The organism is Brevundimonas sp. (genome assembly GCF_013912065.1).
Classification (GTDB): Bacteria; Pseudomonadota; Alphaproteobacteria; order Caulobacterales; family Caulobacteraceae; genus Brevundimonas.
The window spans coordinates 135581-152874 of record NZ_JACESA010000006.1 but is presented as its reverse complement, the minus strand read 5'-3'; the positions used below and the strand labels follow the sequence as shown (position 1 = coordinate 152874).

Genomic DNA, 17294 nt, shown 5'->3' with positions numbered 1-17294 from the left:
GGTAGAACCGGCGGGCGTCGCGAAAAGAGAGGGACCGCCGACAAAGCCGAACGGTTCGTCGCCAGCGGAACCACAGGCGGGGGTGAAGGTCAAGCGGAGGCGTTGCGGTCTTTCATCACGCTTTACGCCCCTTGTCTCTCCAGGCGTCGCGTTCAGCGAATATGCGAGTGACCTCCGCCATGTTTTCGGCGCCCCAGGTACAGAGCGGAACCAGCGCCTGCGCGAGACTGCGTCCCAGGGGCGTGAGGCTGTAGTCAACGCGCGGAGGGATTTCCTTATAGTCTGTTCTCTTCACCAGACCGTCGGCCTCCAGCTCCTTGAGGTGCTGGATCAACATCTTGTCGCTGACATCCCGCACCGCGCGCCGAAGGTCTCCGTAACGGGTTGGCCCCCCTTGGGCGAGGAAGTAGAGCACCAAAGGTTTCCACTTGCCGGAAACAACCCGCAGAGTCGCGTCAAGTCCGCAGGTAAACCCTGGCAGGGTTGAACTATCGGTCTCGGCCTGCGGCTGGATCGGAAGAGACTCCGAAACCGGGTCTGATACTTTCGCTGACATTTCTTGGCACTTACCAAAAGGTGCATACTTGCTGTTAGGTAGGTGCGCCGCCAGCTCTGTGCAACCAATGAAGGAGCACATCATGAGCAGACTAAGCGGCAAGACGGCGGTTGTGACGGGGGGCGGAAGCGGCATCGGCCTGGGAGCCGCCAAAAGGTTCGTCGAGGAAGGCGCCTTCGTCTATCTCTTTGGACGGCGGCGAGCTCAACTCGAGGACGCGGTGAACCAACTCGGTGACAACGCCCGTGCGGTAAGCGGCTCCATCACCGATCAGGCCGACCTCGACCGGCTCTATGAAACGGTGAAGTCCGAGCGCGGCAGTCTGGACATCCTGTTCGCCAACGCCGGAACCGGCGCCTTCGCGAGGTTGGGCGAAATCACGCCTGAACACTACGATCAGATTTTCGACGTCAATGTAAAGGGAACGGTCTTCACGGTGCAGAAGGCCCTGCCGCTGATGAGCGAAGGGGGGTCGATCATCCTGACCGGCTCCAGCACCGGGGTGATGGGAACACCCGCCTTCAGCATCTACAGCGCCACCAAGGCCGCGATCCGCAATCTGGCGCGGTCCTGGGCGCTGGACCTGAAAGGTACAGGCATTCGCGTCAACGTCCTGTCTCCCGGACCGATCACGACCGAGCTGGCGCTCGAGGTTCTCGGTGATGAGGGTATCTCGGCGATAGGGGCATCGACCGTGCTCGGCCGGATGGGCGAACCGTCGGAGACCGGCGCCGTCGCGGCCTTCCTGGCTTCATCGGACAGTAGCTTCATGACCGGCGGCGAGGTCTTCGTCGACGGCGGCCTGGCTCAGGTCTGAAGTAGAAGCGTCGCCATGAAGGCTTCGATTCGCAAGGATCGGAGCCTTCAACCGAAGGTCCACTCCGTCGTCACCGACAGCACCATGATAATGGCGAGGACGAACGGGACCTCATTGGTCATCCGCCAGAACTTGCCTGAATATTTCGACGTCCCTGCGACGATCTTCTTCCTCTGACCGGCCAGGAACCCATGCCAACCGCTCAGCAGGAAGACGCCGACCAGTTTCGTCACCATCCAGGGCTCGGCCAGAAAGGCCCAGCCACGGGCGGAAACGTCGATATGGATCAGCCATAGGCCAAAGGCCCAGGCCAGGATCATGGCCGGATTGACGATGATGCGCAGCAGCCGCGTCTGCCAGAGCCGCAACAGGCCCTGCATCTCGCCACGTAGAGGCTCGGGCTTGGCGTTCTGCTCGACGTCATAGGCATAGAGGCGGGGCAGGAACAGCATGCCGGCCATCCAGGCGATCACCGCCAGAATGTGCAGGCCCCGCGCCAGGTCGTAGATATTCATGCCGCGTTCTTCCCGTTGCGATAGGGGCAGGCCTTCCAGCCGGCCTTGCAGCCCTGGCCGAAGGGCGCCACGCCGGTGCGGCCCAAAGCTTCAACCGTCGCGTCAGCCAAGGTGTCGATGAACAGAGGTTCTATGCCCACGGCTGGGGCTCGCAGATAGGGACTGACCCCTTTTTCGTGGGCCAGTTCCCCGTATTCGATGTCGAGCTCGACCAGGGTCTCGATATGTTCGGAGACGAAGGCGATGGGGGTGACGACCACGCCCACGCCGTCCTGGGCCGCCATGTCGATGGCCTCCGGCGTCGAGGGGCCCAGCCATTTCATCGGTCCGACCCGGCTCTGGTAGCAGAGCGCGTGGTCGATGGGTCCCCGCTCGGCCTCGAGCATGGCGACCACGGCGGCGACAGTCGTTTCGACCTGTTCCTGATAGGGGTCGCCCTTGCCGCTCACCAGCTTTTCAGGAATGCCGTGGGCCGAGAACAGGACGCGCACCCTCGCCTCGCCCGCCTCGTCAAGCTTTTGGCCAATGGCCTGAGCCTGGGCCTGGACCCAACCCGCCGCGCGGGGATAGCAGCAGACTGAACGACTGACGCCAGAACCGGCGTAGATCTCGGTCCACAGCTTCAAGGACGACTGGGTCGTGGTGGTCGAGAACTGCGGATAGAGCGGGAGCAGCACCACCTCGTCCGGGCCGAAGGCGGCGACATCGACCGCCGTCTCCTCGGTCAGGGGGTTCCAGTAGCGCATGGCGATGAAGACCCGCACCTCGTCCTCGACCAGTCGGCCGTTCAGCATGGCCTCCAGGGCCTCGGCCTGGCGGCGCGTCTCGGGCAGCAGCGGCGACCCCCCGCCCATCAGAGCGTAGTTGGCCTGGGCACTGGTCTCGCGCCGGCTGGAGATCAGCTTCGCCAGGGGCGTACGCACCACGCCGGGCAGACCGATGATGGCCGGGTCGTTGAACAGGTTGAACAGGAACGGCTTCACCGACGCCTGGTCATCCGGTCCCCCCAGATTGAACAGCACCACGGCGATGCGACGGCCCTTCAGCATCGTCTTTTCCCCCGACTCGGTCCCGGTCATTGGGCGCCGATCCGTTTCAGCACCCGTTCGACATGGTCGATGGGCACGTCCGGCAGTATGCCATGGCCCAGGTTGAAGACCCAAGGTCCCTGCCCCCAGGCCTCCATCAGCTGATCCACCCGCCGGTCCAGCAGATCGCCGCCGGCGCGCAGCAGCAGGGGATCCAGCGCGCCCTGGATCGGCTTGATCTGCTGCACGCGTTTTCCGACCTCCAGGGGGCAGGCGGTGTCCAGGGCGACGGCGTCGACCTCGACCGTCTCGGCATAGCGCTCAGCAAGCGCCGCAGAGCCCCGTGGGAAGCCGATCAGGGGGACATCGACCCCCAGCTCCCGGACACGCTTCACCAGCGCCTGGTGAGGCTTCAGGACCAGTCTTTCGAACAGGTCGTCCGGCAGGCCCTCGGCCCAGCTCTCGAAGATCTTCAACACCTGGGCGCCGGCGTCGGCCTGCATCTTCAGATACCGAGCCGTGGCCTCGACCAGGACCTCGAGCGTCTCGTCCACCCGTTTCGGATCGGCATATGCGTAGGTGCGAGCCTGGGCGCGTTCGCCCTTGCCGATGGTCCGGTGCTCGCCGTCCAGCATATAGGTGGCCACCGTCCAGGGCGCGCCGGCGAAACCGATCAGGGCCCGCTCCGGCTCCAGAGCCTTGCGCACGAGGCTCAGGGTCTCGCCAACGGCCGACAGATGTTCGCCCGCCTCGGGGGCCAGTTCCGCCATCCGACCGGGGATCGGCATCTCGCCCAGCCGCGGCCCTTCGCCCGCCTCGAACCAGACATCCTGGCCCAGGGCGCGCGGGATCAGCAGGATGTCGGCGAAGACGATGGCCGCGTCGAAACCGAACCGCCGCATCGGCTGCAGGGTGGCCTCGGCCGCCATCTCGGGGTTCAGGCAGAAGGCGATGAAGTCCGGCGCCTCGGCCCTCAGACGGCGATATTCGGGCAGGTATCGTCCCGCCTGGCGCATGAACCAGACGGGGGGACGTTCCAGCGCCTCTCCCCGGAGAGCCCTGATCATCATCGGCGTCTGGGAGGAAGCTTGGGCGAGTTCGGTCATGCCGGACGATTAAGGTCACAGCCCCCCGCTCTCAATCCCTAATCAGATTAAGAATTAAAAGATTCGAAGTGGCAGGTAGTGCGGTGGAATGGCGGGGACGAAGTCGGCCTCGCCCCCGGAACAAAAGCGGATATCCACGCCCCGCCCCTGCCTCTCCAGTCCGTCGAACACCCTCGTCCCGTCGGTGGACAATCCCTAACGAAACCTTAACAGGCAAGGCTTCACGGGCCTCTTCGCCTGTGAACGGGGTTAAGCGACATTAACCCTTCGTTAGGATTTTCCACAGCGAGGATGAAACCGGTTTTCCGCCTTGGGATGAAGCCGTGTCGGGCGGGGTGGAGCGTCCACCGTCATCCCCGCTCGCGGCCCGCGCGATCAGCGGCTAAGGAGAAAGGCGCCCCGACGGTCCCTCGCCGTCCCCAGCCGGCGCCGTGTCCTTCAACAGGGAGTCGACCTACCGAATGAGCCCCGCGCGACCCGCCCGTCCGTCCGGCCCCGCCCGCCTGGCCACCTATTTCCATGTGCATCTGGTGTCGGATTCGACCGGCGAGACATTGAACGCCATGGCCAAGGCGGTGACGGCCCGGTTCGACGGGGTCATTCCGATCGAACACATCTACGCCCTTGTCCGCTCGGCGAAACAGATGGACCGGGTGCTGCAGGAGGTGGAGGCCGCGCCGGGCGTGGTGCTGCATACCCTGGTCGACCGCGACCTGCGCGGACAGCTCGAGGAGGGTTGTCGGCGGCTGGACATGCCCCAGATCGGCGCCCTGGACCCGCTGGTCGGCGCCATGTCCCGCTATCTGGGCGCGGCCCTGTCGACCCGCGTCGGCGCCCAGCACGCGCTGGACCACGAGTATTTCAACCGCATCGCCGCTCTGGACTTCGCCATGGCCTATGACGACGGCCAGGGCGGTCTGGAGCAGCTCGAGGGCGCCGACGTGGTGCTGTGCGGCGTCAGCCGGACCTCCAAGACCCCCACCTGCATCTATCTGGCCCACCGCGGCATCCGCGCCGCCAATGTGCCACTGGTGCCGGGGCAGGAGGACGGCGAGCGCCTGACCCACCTGAAGAACCCCCTGGTCATCGGCCTGACCGTCTCGCCCGACAGACTGGTCCAGATCCGCCGCAACCGGCTCGACAATCTGAACGCCGTTCAGGCCTCCAGCTACACAGATCAGGACGCCGTTCGCGACGAGACCATCAAGGCCAAGAGAGCCTTTGAACGCCGCGGCTGGCCCACGATCGACGTCACCCGCCGCTCGGTGGAGGAGACGGCGGCCGCCATCACCAACCTGCTCAGCGAGCACCGCAACCACAAGATCGGAACCACCTGGTGAGCGGCGAAACCCTGATCCTGGCCTCCAAGAGCGCCGCACGCCGGGCCATGCTCGAAAACGCCGGCGTCCCGTTCGAGGTCCGGGTCGCCGGTGTCGACGAGGACGCGATCAAGGCCGTCTCCGCCGATCTGGACCCCGCCGCCCTGGCGATCCGTCTCGCCGAGGCCAAGGCCCTGGCCGTGTCTCGCGATGTCGAGACCGCCTGGGTTCTGGGCTCGGACCAGACCCTGGCCTTCGACGACGGCCTGGTGTCCAAGGTGACCAGTCTGGAGGCGGCTCGCGAACGGCTGAAATCCATGCGTGGACGCACCCATTATCTCCACTCGGGCGCGGCCCTGGCCGTAAAGAGCGAGATCGTCTGGTCCGGCGTCGATACGGTCGAGATGCGGATGCGCGACTTCTCCGACGCCTTCCTCGACGCCTATCTGGCGGCAGAGGGTGAGGCCCTGCTGTCCTGCGTCGGTTCCTATCGGCTGGAAGGAATGGGCTCGCAGCTGTTCTCGGCCGTAGACGGGGACTATTTCACCGTCCTGGGACTGCCGCTGTGGCCGGTGCTGGCGGAGTTGCGGCGGGCCGGAGTGTTGGTGGAATGAGTGCTGGCGGAATGAGCGGGAACCGCATCACCGGGGCAGCCCTTGTCGCCGGGATAGCCGGCGACCCGGTGTCCCATTCGCTTAGTCCGGTGATCCACAACGCCTGGCTGGCCGCCGCCGACATGGACGGCGCCTATGTCCCCTTCGCTCCCGCCGACCCGGCGGGGTTCGAGGCCCTGGTCGCGGCCGGTCGGGCCGGTCTGATCCTGGGGCTGAACGTCACGGCGCCGTTCAAGGAACAGGCCTTCGCCCTGGCCGACACGGCCACCCCGGCGGCGAACTTGACCGGCTCGGCCAATATTCTGGTGTTCGAGGCCGGCCGGGTTCAGGCCGACAGTTCCGACGGTGTCGGCCTGATGCGCGGGCTTCGTGAACAGGCGCCGGACCTGACGGTGGCGGGTCAGCCGGTCGTCCTGCTGGGCGCGGGCGGCGCGGCGCGGGCCGGGGCGGGCGCCCTTGTGGAGGCCGGCGCTCAGGTCCGCATCGTCAATCGGTCGCCCGACCGGGCCGAAGCCCTGGCCGCTGATCTCGGCCCCTCGGTCCGGGTCATGGAGGGACCTGCGGCTCTGGACGGCGCGGTCCTGGTGATCAATGCGCTCAGCGTCCAGCCGGATCTGGATTTCGACGCCGTCGCGCCGGGCACAGTGATGATGGACATGACCTACAAGCCCCTGATCACGCCCTTCCTGGCGGCGGCGCGGGCGCGTGGCCTGCCTACCGTGGACGGCCTCTCCATGCTGATCGGTCAGGCGGCGCCGTCGTTCGAGGCCCTGTTCCGACGGCCGCCCCCGCCGCTGAATCTGCGCGCCCTGCTGACGGCGCACCTGGGCGAGGGGTCATGATCGTCCTGGGTCTGACCGGCTCGATCGGCATGGGCAAGTCGACGACGACGGCCATGTTCGCCGACCTGGGCGCCCTTGTCTGGAACGCCGACGACGCCGTGCACCGCCTCTATGCGCCAGGCGGCGCCGCTGTCGATCCGGTCGGGGCCGCTTTCCCCGGCGTGGTCGTGGACGGTGCCGTGGACAGAACCCGGCTGGCCGAAGCCCTGGGTCGCGACGAAACCGCCTTTCGCCGGCTGGAGTTAATCGTCCATCCTCTGGTCGCCGAAGGTCGGGCGGCGGATCTCGAGGCTGCGAGCGCCGCGGGGGCCAAGCTGGCGGTGCTGGACATTCCCCTGTTGTTCGAGACCGGCGGCGACGCCCATGTCGACGCCGTCGTCGTGGTCACGGCCGACCCCGATATCCAGGCGGAGCGGGTCCTGGCCCGACCCGGCATGACCCGCGAACGGTTCGAGGCCATCCTCGCCCGCCAGCTTCCCGACGCTGAAAAGCGCGCTCGCGCCGACTTCGTCATCGACACCGGCCGGGGGCTGGAGGCCGCCCGCGCCGATGTGGCCGCGATCGTCGAGACCGTGCTGGATCCGGCGTGGATATCTCCGCGTCGGCGCGCGCCCGCTCTTTCGCCGGGCGGCGAACCCCCCCATTAAGGGCGAATGGCGCGCGAGATCGTTCTGGACACCGAAACCACCGGCTTCGACCCCAAGACGGGCGACCGGCTGATTGAGGTCGGCTGTATCGAGCTGCAGGACCTGCTGCCGACCGGTCGCACCTTCCACCGCTTCGTCAATCCCGAACGTCTGATCCCGCCCGACGCGATCCGGGTGCACGGCATCACCGACGAAAAGGTCAAGGACGCGCCCAAATTCCATCAGATCGCCGACGACCTGATCGAATTCATCGGCGACGCGCCGATGATCGCGCACAACGCCGCCTTCGACCGCAATTTCATCGACTATGAATACCGCTTGTGCGGTCGGGCGATCACCGGCGAGGCGCGCTGGATAGACACGCTGAAACTGGCCCAGAGCCGGTTTCCGGGCATGCCAAATTCGCTGGACGCCCTGTGCAAGCGGTTCAAGGTGTCGCTGGTCGAACGCACCCTGCACGGCGCCCTGATCGACGCCCGTCTGCTGGCCGAAGTCTATCTGGAGCTTCGCGGCGGCAAGGAACGGGTTCTGGACCTGTCGTCCGGCCCGGTCGGCCGCCGCTCCGCGGGCGAAGTCGCCCAGGTCGCGGTCTATGGGGCTCGCCCTCGCCCCCTGGCTCCGCGTTCGACCGAGGCCGAACAGGCCGCCCATATCGCCTTCCTGGCCGAAGTGCTGAAGGACCGATCCCTGTGGGAAGCCTACGGGATCAAGGCCCAGGAAGAGGCGGCCTAAAAAGGCCTCCCTTCCCGCGCGGGAAGGGAGGCTCGTCTCGCCTTAGGCCTGGCCGGTCGAGACCGGTTGCTGGGCGATCTGCTGCTGGCGGGCGATATAGATGGCGGCGAAGTCGATCGGATCGAGCATGAAGGGCGGATAGAAGCCGCCGTCCGCCGTCGCGCGGGCGACGATCTCGCGCGCGAACGGGAACAGATAGCGCGGGCATTCGATCAGCAGCAGCGGCTCGATGTCCTGCTCCTGGACATTGGTCAGCTGGAACAGGCCGCCATAGACCAGTTCGACATGGAAGACCGGCTGGTTCTCGTGGGTCGCCTTGATCGACAGCTTCAGATCCAGTTCGAACAGGCCGTCGGGACGGCCCTGGGCCGACATTTCGACGCCCAGGTCGATCGCCGGCTTGCCGTCGACGCGCAGGGATTCCGGCGCGCGCGGGTTCTCGAACGAGAAGTCGCGGACATATTGGGCCAGGATGCGGAAGCCGGGGCCGGCCGGCTGGCCCTGCTGCGGCTGTCCTTCGCCCTGAGCGGGGTTGGTTTCGGCGGGCGGAACGGCGTCGGTCATGGGCGTCTTCGATGGGAAAAGGGCTGATTGGGCCGGGAATAAGGCGCCGCGACTAACACGGCGAGACGCTTGGCCGCAATGTCGCACGCGTCCAGGGGGCGCGCGCCGCCTTGCTTCGTCCTATATGAGCCCCTAATCGTCTCCGTGGCCCGCCCCGCTCGCGCGCCGACAGTCAGGAAGTTCGCTTTGCCCGCCTTGCCGGTCCAATTCCAGATCGTGATCTTCGCCGTCATCGCGGCGTTCGTCCTGTTCCAGCTCTATAACGTCCTGGGCAAGAAGGTCGGCCGTCAGCCCCAGGAGGACGCCAAGATTGCGGCGCCCTCGCCGATGGCCGCGCCCGAAACACCCAAGACTCCTGCCCTGGACGCCGCGACCCTGGCCTCGATCGCCGGACTGAAGGCGCGCGATCCGGCGTTCGATCCCAACCGTTTCATCGAGGGCGCCCGCCAGGCCTATGAGACGATCGTGCGCGGCTACGCCGCCGGCGACCGGGCGGCGCTCAAGCCGCTACTGACCCCCACGGTCATGGACTCGTTCGACGCCGGCATCGCGGCGCGTGAAACGCGCGGCGAAACCGAAACGGTTGAATTCCTGTTCCCGCCCCGCGCCGATCTGGAAGGCGCCACAGCCCAGGGCGACAAGGCCGTGGCCAAGGTTCGGTTCCTCGCCGAACTCCGCAGCCGCGTCAGCAAGTCCTCGGGCGAGAACGCCGATCCCGCCACCGGCGAGCCGGTGGTCGAGGAACGCCGCACGGCCGAACACTGGACCTTCGAACGCACCCTGGGCGCCGCCGACCCCAACTGGGTCCTGGCCCGCGTCGAGCCGGCCAACGCCTGATGCCGGCTCTGGGCCGGCTTGCCCGGCGGCCGTCACTTCGCCTGGCGACCGTGATGGCGCCCGTTCTCGCCGCCGCCGCCTGTTCCACGGCGCCGACGCCCCCCGCCTCCGCTCCTGAGGCTGGACCCGGCCCCCGCCCGTATGTACCCACGCCGGGGCCGGACGCCCCCCTGCCCTCACCCCCGGACGCCGTCAGCCCGGCCGTTCTGCCAGGCTGGGGCGATGAGGATCATCTGGCCGCCTTTCGCGCCTATGTCGAAGGTTGCGGGGCTACGCGCGACGCGGTCGGCCGCGCCGTCTGCGCCCGCGCCCAGGCGATGACCGCAAGGTCAACCGTCACGCCGTCGGACGCGCGCGCCTTCTTTGAAGCGAGTTTCAGCGCCGTTCCCGCCCGAACCGCGGACGGCGGACACGGCCTTTTGACCGCCTATTTCGCTCCGGAATATCCGGCGCGTCGTACGCCCGACGCCGAGTTCTCGGCGCCGGTCCTGCCCAAGCCGGCCGATCCCCGCGCGGCGGGCGACCGGGCGACCATCGAGGCGAACGCCCGGCTCGGCCAGGCCCTGGCCTGGATGCGGGCCGAGGACCTGTTCTTCCTGCAGATTCAAGGGTCCGGCTATCTGACCTTCGAGGACGGCGGTCGCGGTCGCGTCGCCTATGCCGCTGACAACGGCCGGCCCTTCGTCGGCATCGCCCGACCGATGGCGCGTCAGGGCCTGCTGCCCGAGAACGGAACTTCCGGCGAAGCCATTCGCGGCTGGCTGGCCGATCATCGCGGCTCCGAAGCTCAGGCCGTCATGGCCCTGAACCCCCGCTACATCTTCTTCCGGCTGGATCCGGACGATGACGGCCATCCGCCGGGCGCGGCCGGCATACCTCTGACAGAGCGGCGCGCCGTCGCCGTCGATCCGTCCCAGTGGCGGTATGGGGAATTGGTCTGGCTTGAGGCCGACGGCGGAAACCTGCGCGGCGCGACCGCCTCCTATCGCGGTCTGGCCATGGCGCTGGACACCGGTTCGGCCATTCGCGGCCCTGTCCGCGCCGATCTCTATATGGGCCGGGGCGACGCGGCCGGAACCGAAGCCGGCACGGTGCGTCACCCCTTGCGCATGTGGCGCCTGGTCCCGAAGGGCTAGGCGACCGTCAGCGTCACACTGATATTGCCGCGCGTGGCGTGGGAATAGGGGCAGACCGTGTCTGCCTCGGCCACCAGAGCTTCCGCCTCGGCGCGATCGACGCCTGGCAGGCTGATCTCCAGCGCCACATCCAGGCCGAAACCCTTGTCGCTGCGCGGACCGATGCCGACAGTGGCCTTGACCGTCGCCTCGGCGGGGACCTTGGCGAAACCCTCTTGCGTGCCGACGAATTTCATCGCGCTCAGGAAACAGGCGGCATAGCCGGAGGCGAACAGCTGTTCGGGATTATTGCCGACGCCGGCGCCGCCCAGTTCCTTGGGCATGCCCAGGGCGAGATCCAGCCCGCCGTCGGTGGTGGCGACGCGGCCGTCTCGGCCGCCCGTGGCGACGGCGGTGGTGCGGTAAAGGACGTTGAGGGACATGGGGGCTCCTGAGGAAATAAATATCGTACACGATATAATCGCGTGTGATTACCTAGGCGCGGATGTCGAGATCGTCAAGCTTGCGATTGGATCGTGCGCGATTATTATTGGTCCATGAAAGATGCGGCCCCTTCCTGCGAACCCGCCGCCGCGCCCACGCTGTTGGGGCTCGACGACATGCTGTGTTTCGCCGCCTATTCGGCCAGTCTGGCCTTCAACCGGTTCTACAAGCCGATGCTGGACCGGATGGGTCTAACCTATCCGCAGCTGCTGGCCATGACGGTGCTATGGCGCGAGGGCGACCAGACCGTGGGCCGGCTGGGCGAGCGGTTGTTTCTGGAATCCAACACCGTAACCCCCTTGATCAAGCGGCTGGAGGCGGCCGGCCTGGTCACGCGGACGCGCGACAAGACGGACGAACGCGTAGTGCGGATCAGTCTGACCGAAGCCGGTCGGGCGCTCGCCGCCGAGGCCGTGTGCCTGCCTGAAGCGGTCCAATCCGCCACGGAGCTGCCCCCGGAAGCGATGATGCGACTGCGCGACGACCTGGCGACCCTACGGGAGCAGCTGCGGACGGCGTCGGTCTGATCTAGGCCAGATCCTCGATCTCGGCCTCGGTCAGTTCGCCTGGAACGATGGTGACCGGCAGTTTGCGGCCGCCCAGCTGGGCGCCCTGTTTGATGATGGCCGACACCAGCGGTCCCGGGCCTCGAGAACCCGTCCCGGCGGCGAGGACCAGGATCTTGATGTCGGGATCGTCGCCGACCACCGTCTTGATCGCCCCCTGAGCCTCGCCCTTCTCGATCAGGAAGACAGGCGGGGCGCCGGACCGCTCCAGCGCCTCCTCGCCCAGACGGTTCAACAGGGTCTCGGCCTCCTCACGCTGTTGGCGTTCGATCTCTTCGCGGGCGCCGGACCAGTGGGCGTCGCTGTTCGAGGGCAGGACGCGCAGCATCACCACCCGTCCGCCGGTCGATTTGGCGCGGCGGCAGGCGAAACGCAGCGCTGCCTCGAACTCCGGGCTGTCGTCGACGACGACGAGGAATTTTCTCGGCATGACGGCCTCCCCGGCTCGTTTCTTATCGACCGAAGAGGCCGCGAGACGCGGCTCTCGTCAAGCCGCGCCCGAACAGGCGCTCGGTCCGACCGAGAAAGGAGACCGCCCTCAAGAAGCGACCGCGGCGCTGGCCAGATCGCGGATCGTCGCATTGGCGATGGTCAGTTTGGCGAAGGTCCAGCCCGTGCCGGACTGTTCGATCTCGTCCACGGAGGCGCGGACGCCCTCGACCACAGCTTGTTTGGACCCGATCCACCGATCGACGGCGGTTTCCGACGCGTCCTCGCTGATCCCGACCGAGGCGTCCGAGGCGCGGGCCACGGCGCGTGTCAGGGTGGCCTGCTCGTTCATCAGGTCCTCGATCAGCCGGCGCACCGCCAGCCGGTCGAAATGGTCCATTGATGGAATCGAGCCGGCGGCGGCGCGCAGCCGGTCGAAATCGAAAGCGGCTCCGACCTGGTGATAAAGACGCGCCATCGCCGCGACCGGCCAGCCGGTCTCCCGCGCCAGGTCGCCGACGTCGGACGCGGCGACCAGCGGGCGCATGATGGCGATGCGGCGGGTCAGGTCCGTCGGCGCGCCGTGGTCGGCGAACTTCTTGACCCGGGCGTCGAGACAGGCCTGCTCAAACCGCGACAATACCGGCGCGCCCTCGTCCTGCAGGGCGTCGGCGACCGGACGGTAGCGGTCGATCAGCGCCTGGACCGAGACGCCGGCCTTGGCGCGTCGGGCCAGCCAGAAGGTCTGGCGACGCAGGACGACGGCGATTTCGCGGTACAGGGCGGTCTGGGCCTCGGCCGAGATCTTCAGGTCCAGAGCCGAGACGGCGTCCCAGGCCTCGTCCAGCCGGAACACGCGCCGCGCGGCCTCGAAGGCGATGATCAGGGCGGTGGTGTCGCACTCGGCCGAGCCGCGCAGCCGGTCCGGGAAGGTCGGGCCGCACATGTTGACCACCTCGTTGGCCATGACGGTGGCGATGATCTCGCGCCGCAGCCGGTGGCTCTTCATCTGAGGTTCGAACTTGGCCAGGGCCTGGGGGAAGTAACGGACCAGGATTTCTTCGAAGAAGGGATCCTCCGGCGCCTGGGACGCGACGATCTCCTCCGACAGCTCCAGCTTGGCGTAGGCGGTCAGGACCGCCAGTTCGGGCCGGGCCAGCGGTATGCCGGCGGCCATCATCTCCTTGACGCGGGCGTCGTTCGGCAGGCCCTCGACCTTGCGGTCCAGCTTGCCGCGCGCCGACAGGGTCTGCATGAACCTCTGCTGGGCGTCCAGCGCGCCCGGCCCCTCGGCCTGTTGCAGCGTCAGGGCCAGGGTCTGGTCATAGTTGTGGGCCAGCACCTTCAGCCCGACCTCGTCGGTCATCGACGCCAGCAACGCAGGGCGTTCCTTGGCCGGCAGGACGCCGTTGGTCACTGCCGAACCAACCAGGATCTTGATGTTGACCTCATGGTCCGAGGTGTCGACCCCGGCCGAATTGTCGATGGCGTCGGTGTTGATCCGGCCGCCGTTCTGGCCGAATACGATCCGTCCGGCCTGGGTGAAGCCCAGATTGGCGCCCTCGCCCACCACCTTGACCCGCAGTTCGTCGGCGTTGATCCGCAGGGCGTCGGTGCCCTTGTCGCCGACCTGGGCGTCGGTCTCGGCGGCCGATTTCACATAGGTGCCGATCCCGCCCAGATACAGCAGCTCCGCCGGCGCCTTCAGAATGGCGCGGATCAGGCTGGCCGGGTCCAGTTCGTCCTCGGCGATGTCCAGGGCCGCCTTGATCTGGGGCGTCAGCTGGATCGACTTGGCCGAGCGCGAAAAGACGCCGCCGCCCTTGGAGATCAGGCCCTTGTCATAGTCCTGCCAGGACGAGCGCGGCAGGTCGAACAGGCGTTTGCGCTCCTTCCAGCTGATGGCCGGGAAGGGATCGGGATCGATGAAGATGTCGCGGTGGTCGAAGGCGGCGATCAGCTTGGTCGCCTCGGACAACAGGGCGCCGTTGCCGAAGACGTCGCCGGACATGTCGCCGACCCCCACCATGGTGAAAGGCTCGGTCTGGATGTCCTTGCCCATCTCGCGGAAGTGGCGCTTGACCGCCTCCCAGGCGCCGCGCGCCGTGATCCCCATGGCCTTGTGGTCGTAGCCGATCGACCCGCCCGAAGCGAAGGCGTCGCCCAGCCAGAAGCCGTAGGCGGCCGAGACCCCGTTGGCGATGTCCGAGAAGGTGGCGGTGCCCTTGTCGGCGGCGACGACCAGATAGGGGTCGTCCTGTTCCCAGGCCACGACATGGGCCGGGCGCGTCACCGATCCGTCGGCCGCGATATTGTCGGTGATGTCCAGCAAGCCCGACAGGAAGGTGCGATAGGCGCGGATCGCCTCGCCCTGGATGGCCTCGCGGTCGGTCGTGCGGGGCAATTGTTTCGGATAGAAGCCGCCCTTGGAGCCGACCGGCACGATGACGGCGTTCTTGACCTGCTGCGCCTTGACCAGGCCCAGCACCTCGGTGCGGAAGTCGTCGCGACGGTCCGACCAGCGCAGGCCGCCCCGCGCCACCGGGCCGAAGCGCAGGTGGACGCCCTCGACGTGCGGCGCCCAGACGAAGATCTCGCGATAGGGCTTGGGCAGGGGCAGATCTTCCAGTTCGCTGGAAGCGATCTTGATCGAGATGTGCGGCTTGGGCAGGCCGTCGACGTCCAGCTGGAAATAGTTGGTCCGTTTGATCGCGCCGATCAGGGCGGCGATCCGACGCAGCGCCCGGTCGTGATCCAGGCTCTTCACGTCCTGAAGCAGGGTGTTGATCTTGGCGCTCAGCTCGGCGACCGCCGCCGCACGCGTTTCGACAGGGCCGCCGGCCTCTTCGAACTTGGCCATGAACAGCGAAAGCAGGGCCCGCGACACGTCGGGATATTCGCGCAGGGCTTCTTCCTGCACCGCCTGGGACGGATCGAGACCGGTCTGCTGGCGGTAACGGGCCAAAGTGCGGATCAGGGCGGCCTCGCGCCATTCCATGCCCAGTTCGACGACCAGGCGGTTGAAGCCGTCGCTTTCGGTCCGCCCGTTCCACACGGCGGCGAAGGCGCGCTCGAACGGTCCCTTGACGTCGGCGAAGACCAGGTCCTCGCCGCGTGGATCCTCCATCAGGAATTCATGGACGTGGATCTCCTCCTCGCCCATCGGCCGGATCGGATAGCCGTATTCCTCTAGGGTCTTCAGGCCCATGTCGGCCATGATCGGCAGGACGTCGGACAGGGGCACCGAAGGCCCGCGGCGATAGAGCTTGAAGCGGAACTGCAGACGGCTGTCGTCGGGGTTGCGGAAGGCGCGCACCACGACCGATTCGCCGACGCCAACCTGACCGGTGGCGTTCAGCCGGTTCATTTCATTCAGATCGATCGCGGCCTCGTCGGCGGCGTACCGGTCGCGATAGGCGGCGCCGAAGGCGCGGGCCCAGCGGGCGCTCAGCGGACCGACCTCGACGTCCTCGACATCGGCGCGGCGCAGCGCCCCCTCGAACCGTTCGACCCAGCCGCGCCCGGCCTCGGCCACGTCATGCTCCAGCTGAGCCGCGTCGGGCGTCGGATGCTCGCCGGGCGTGACGCCGATGATGAAGTGGACCCGCACCAGGGGCGCGTCGGACAGTTGCGGATACCAGGCCGAGATCCGGCCGCCCCAGGCGCGAGCCACGATCTGTCCGATCCGTTCGCGCACCGTCGCGTCGAACTTCTCGCGCGGAATGAAGCACAGGACCGAGACGAAGCGGTCGAACGGGTCCTGGCGCGAGAACAGGCGGATGCGCGGCCGGTCATAGAGGTGAAGTATGCCCAGGGAGATCGACAGAAGCTCGTCCTCGCTGATCTGGAACAGCTCGTCGCGCGGATAATTCTCCAGGATGTTGCGCAGCCGCTTTTCGTTGTGGCTGCCGGGCGCCTTGTCCGCGCGGGCCATCACATTGGCCACCTTGCGGCGGATCAGCGGCGTCTCGGTCGCCAGTTGATCGTAGGCTTCAGAGGTGAACAGGCCGACGAACCGGGTCTCGCCCGTCGCCTTGCCGTCCGGGCCGTACCGCTTGACCCCCACGTAATCCATGTAGGCGCGGCGGTGGACGCGTGACCGGGCGTTGGCCTTGGCCACCGTAACCGGCTCGCTCAGGTCCAGCTGGCGGCGCATCTGGCGAGTCAGGACGGCGGGTTCCGACGCGCGACGCAACACGGTGCGCTCGGGATCGGCCAGAATGCCCAGGCCGGCGCTCGACTGGCTCAGCGGGGCCTCGGCCTGGTAATCGCCGTCGGCGCCGCGCGGGTAATCGTAGTCGCGCGCGCCCAGGAAAACGAAATGGTCGCTTTTCAGCCATTTCAGGAAGGCGATGTTCTCGGCCAGGATCGCCGGATCGACGCCCGGCGGAGTCGTTTCCAGCCGCTGCACGGCCTGACGCATAAGACTGGTCATCGCCTCGTGACCGGCGACGGCGGCGTGGACGTCGGCCAGACACTCGGCCAGGCCCTCGCCCAGGGCGTCGCGACGTTCCTGCGGCGCGCCGTCGATGACCAGCATGATCACCGACAGGCGCCGGTCCTCCAGCTCGACCACCGGATGGAACAGGGCGCGCACCGAGACCCCGGCCTCGGCCAGGGCGCCCATGACGCTGTCGACCAGGAAGGGCGCGTCGGTCTGGATGATGCGGACCAGGTCGTAGTCCAGCGCCTGGCCGTCGGCGCCGGCCAGCGGCCCGACCGTGATCAGGGGCGCCGAACCGACCGGATAATCCATCGCCGCGCGCCAGGAGGCCGCCAGGAGCGCGGCAAGGTCCTCGCCGTCCAGTTCGGGCGTTTCGTCGGCCGCATAATCGTCGTGCGCCTGAGCCAGGAAGGACTGTTCGGATCGGCCGGGGTCGGCGCCGATAATCCGCGCGAATGAAGCTTCCAGGTCGGCCAGGGAGATCGGCTGAACCGTGGCGGGGCGCGGATCGAGGGCGGTCATGGACTACAGTCTCGGCGACGCGGCCGTGGCCGCAGGGGCGGGCGCGCGACTGCGCGCCACATCGCTGACTAGGCCAGGTCCGGTCGCGCGGGAAGCCCCTCACGACCGAGATTTTCATGAACAGTGTTCAGAGTGGA

General features: G+C 67.4%; 17 protein-coding genes. 9 read left to right on the top strand and 8 right to left on the bottom strand.

All coding sequences use genetic code 11. The features are described from left to right. Nucleotides 1-115 precede the first annotated feature (115 nt). Complete coding sequence (locus tag H2037_RS07240) at nucleotides 116-556, bottom strand: helix-turn-helix domain-containing protein (protein WP_292119650.1); 441 nt, start codon at nucleotides 554-556, stop codon at nucleotides 116-118. An 82-nt stretch (nucleotides 557-638) separates the two neighbouring features. Here H2037_RS07240 and H2037_RS07235 point away from each other — a divergent pair, with 82 nt between their 5' ends. Continuing rightward, nucleotides 639-1373 carry an SDR family oxidoreductase gene (locus H2037_RS07235; RefSeq protein ID WP_292119648.1) on the top strand — a complete coding sequence of 245 codons (735 nt, stop codon included), beginning with the start codon at nucleotides 639-641 and terminating at the stop codon, nucleotides 1371-1373. Between the two features lie 47 nt (nucleotides 1374-1420). Here H2037_RS07235 and H2037_RS07230 read toward each other — a convergent pair whose 3' ends face one another. Genes H2037_RS07230 through hemE form a run of 3 tightly spaced genes read right to left on the bottom strand, consistent with a single transcriptional unit; the run spans nucleotide 1421 to nucleotide 4022 of the window. Continuing rightward, on the bottom strand, nucleotides 1421-1888 hold the full coding sequence (locus H2037_RS07230) for a CopD family protein (protein ID WP_292119646.1): 468 nt from the start codon (nucleotides 1886-1888) through the stop codon (nucleotides 1421-1423). Next, nucleotides 1885-2967, bottom strand: coding sequence for a ferrochelatase (gene hemH / locus H2037_RS07225; RefSeq protein WP_292119645.1), 1083 nt, complete (start codon nucleotides 2965-2967; stop codon nucleotides 1885-1887). Before hemH ends, H2037_RS07230 begins: the two co-directional genes overlap by 4 nt. After that, nucleotides 2964-4022, bottom strand: a complete 1059-nt coding sequence (gene hemE / locus H2037_RS07220; protein WP_292119644.1) for a uroporphyrinogen decarboxylase — start codon at nucleotides 4020-4022, stop codon at nucleotides 2964-2966. The genes hemH and hemE overlap by 4 nt, the downstream gene beginning before the upstream one ends. 461 nt (nucleotides 4023-4483) lie before the next feature. Between hemE and H2037_RS07215 the strand changes: the two genes are divergently transcribed. Genes H2037_RS07215 through dnaQ form a run of 5 tightly spaced genes read left to right on the top strand, consistent with a single transcriptional unit; the run spans nucleotide 4484 to nucleotide 8176 of the window. Next, nucleotides 4484-5362 carry a pyruvate, water dikinase regulatory protein gene (locus H2037_RS07215; protein ID WP_292119642.1) on the top strand — a complete coding sequence of 293 codons (879 nt, stop codon included), beginning with the start codon at nucleotides 4484-4486 and terminating at the stop codon, nucleotides 5360-5362. Further along, the gene (locus H2037_RS07210) at nucleotides 5359-5955 is read left to right on the top strand and encodes a nucleoside triphosphate pyrophosphatase (RefSeq protein ID WP_292119640.1); all 597 of its coding nucleotides are present in this window, start codon (nucleotides 5359-5361) and stop codon (nucleotides 5953-5955) included. The genes H2037_RS07215 and H2037_RS07210 overlap by 4 nt, the downstream gene beginning before the upstream one ends. An 11-nt stretch (nucleotides 5956-5966) precedes the next feature. Next, nucleotides 5967-6797 carry a shikimate dehydrogenase gene (locus tag H2037_RS07205; protein WP_292119638.1) on the top strand — a complete coding sequence of 277 codons (831 nt, stop codon included), beginning with the start codon at nucleotides 5967-5969 and terminating at the stop codon, nucleotides 6795-6797. Next, nucleotides 6794-7444 (top strand): dephospho-CoA kinase, encoded by a 651-nt coding sequence (gene coaE, locus H2037_RS07200; protein ID WP_292119636.1) that lies wholly within the window; start codon nucleotides 6794-6796, stop codon nucleotides 7442-7444. The genes H2037_RS07205 and coaE overlap by 4 nt, the downstream gene beginning before the upstream one ends. Before the next feature lie 6 nt (nucleotides 7445-7450). Next, a complete protein-coding gene (dnaQ, locus tag H2037_RS07195) occupies nucleotides 7451-8176 on the top strand; it encodes a DNA polymerase III subunit epsilon (protein WP_292119635.1) in 726 nt (241 codons plus the stop codon). 42 nt (nucleotides 8177-8218) lie between these two features. On the opposite strand, the gene secB is transcribed toward dnaQ, so the two are convergent. After that, a complete protein-coding gene (gene secB / locus H2037_RS07190) occupies nucleotides 8219-8740 on the bottom strand; it encodes a protein-export chaperone SecB (RefSeq protein WP_292119634.1) in 522 nt (173 codons plus the stop codon). A gap of 195 nt (nucleotides 8741-8935) precedes the next feature. Between secB and timA the strand changes: the two genes are divergently transcribed. Both timA and H2037_RS07180 read left to right on the top strand, forming a co-directional pair. Continuing rightward, nucleotides 8936-9577: a TIM44-related membrane protein TimA gene (gene timA, locus H2037_RS07185; protein WP_292119779.1), complete on the top strand. Its 642-nt coding sequence runs from the start codon at nucleotides 8936-8938 to the stop codon at nucleotides 9575-9577. A 53-nt stretch (nucleotides 9578-9630) separates the two neighbouring features. After that, nucleotides 9631-10713, top strand: a complete 1083-nt coding sequence (locus H2037_RS07180; protein ID WP_292119632.1) for an MltA domain-containing protein — start codon at nucleotides 9631-9633, stop codon at nucleotides 10711-10713. Here H2037_RS07180 and H2037_RS07175 read toward each other — a convergent pair. Continuing rightward, entirely contained in the window at nucleotides 10710-11135 is a 426-nt protein-coding gene (locus H2037_RS07175; protein WP_292119629.1) for an organic hydroperoxide resistance protein, read from the bottom strand. The genes H2037_RS07180 and H2037_RS07175 overlap by 4 nt on opposite strands. 114 nt (nucleotides 11136-11249) lie before the next feature. On the opposite strand from H2037_RS07175, the gene H2037_RS07170 reads away from it, so the two are divergent. Then, nucleotides 11250-11723: a MarR family transcriptional regulator gene (locus H2037_RS07170; RefSeq protein WP_292119626.1), complete on the top strand. Its 474-nt coding sequence runs from the start codon at nucleotides 11250-11252 to the stop codon at nucleotides 11721-11723. 1 nt (nucleotide 11724) lies between these two features. On the opposite strand, the gene H2037_RS07165 is transcribed toward H2037_RS07170, so the two are convergent. Both H2037_RS07165 and H2037_RS07160 read right to left on the bottom strand, forming a co-directional pair. Beyond that, entirely contained in the window at nucleotides 11725-12192 is a 468-nt protein-coding gene (locus H2037_RS07165; RefSeq protein WP_292119623.1) for a universal stress protein, read from the bottom strand. A 108-nt stretch (nucleotides 12193-12300) separates the two neighbouring features. Beyond that, on the bottom strand, nucleotides 12301-17157 hold the full coding sequence (locus H2037_RS07160; RefSeq protein ID WP_292119622.1) for an NAD-glutamate dehydrogenase: 4857 nt from the start codon (nucleotides 17155-17157) through the stop codon (nucleotides 12301-12303). Between the last annotated feature and the right edge of the window lie 137 nt (nucleotides 17158-17294).

Bases quoted from the DNA above. Each gene is read 5' to 3' on its own strand.
- H2037_RS07230 (WP_292119646.1), bottom strand. From the start codon at position 1,888: ATGAATATCTACGACCTGGCGCGGGGCCTGCACATTCTGGCGGTGATC.
- hemE (WP_292119644.1), bottom strand. From the start codon at position 4,022: ATGACCGAACTCGCCCAAGCTTCCTCCCAGACGCCGATGATGATCAGG.
- H2037_RS07170 (WP_292119626.1), top strand. From the start codon at position 11,250: ATGAAAGATGCGGCCCCTTCCTGCGAACCCGCCGCCGCGCCCACGCTG.
- H2037_RS07215 (WP_292119642.1), top strand. From the start codon at position 4,484: ATGAGCCCCGCGCGACCCGCCCGTCCGTCCGGCCCCGCCCGCCTGGCC.
- H2037_RS07205 (WP_292119638.1), top strand. From the start codon at position 5,967: ATGAGCGGGAACCGCATCACCGGGGCAGCCCTTGTCGCCGGGATAGCC.
- H2037_RS07180 (WP_292119632.1), top strand. From the start codon at position 9,631: ATGGCGCCCGTTCTCGCCGCCGCCGCCTGTTCCACGGCGCCGACGCCC.
- secB (WP_292119634.1), bottom strand. From the start codon at position 8,740: ATGACCGACGCCGTTCCGCCCGCCGAAACCAACCCCGCTCAGGGCGAA.
- hemH (WP_292119645.1), bottom strand. From the start codon at position 2,967: ATGACCGGGACCGAGTCGGGGGAAAAGACGATGCTGAAGGGCCGTCGC.
- H2037_RS07240 (WP_292119650.1), bottom strand. From the start codon at position 556: ATGTCAGCGAAAGTATCAGACCCGGTTTCGGAGTCTCTTCCGATCCAG.
- H2037_RS07160 (WP_292119622.1), bottom strand. From the start codon at position 17,157: ATGACCGCCCTCGATCCGCGCCCCGCCACGGTTCAGCCGATCTCCCTG.
- H2037_RS07165 (WP_292119623.1), bottom strand. From the start codon at position 12,192: ATGCCGAGAAAATTCCTCGTCGTCGTCGACGACAGCCCGGAGTTCGAG.
- H2037_RS07235 (WP_292119648.1), top strand. From the start codon at position 639: ATGAGCAGACTAAGCGGCAAGACGGCGGTTGTGACGGGGGGCGGAAGC.
- coaE (WP_292119636.1), top strand. From the start codon at position 6,794: ATGATCGTCCTGGGTCTGACCGGCTCGATCGGCATGGGCAAGTCGACG.
- H2037_RS07175 (WP_292119629.1), bottom strand. From the start codon at position 11,135: ATGTCCCTCAACGTCCTTTACCGCACCACCGCCGTCGCCACGGGCGGC.
- dnaQ (WP_292119635.1), top strand. From the start codon at position 7,451: ATGGCGCGCGAGATCGTTCTGGACACCGAAACCACCGGCTTCGACCCC.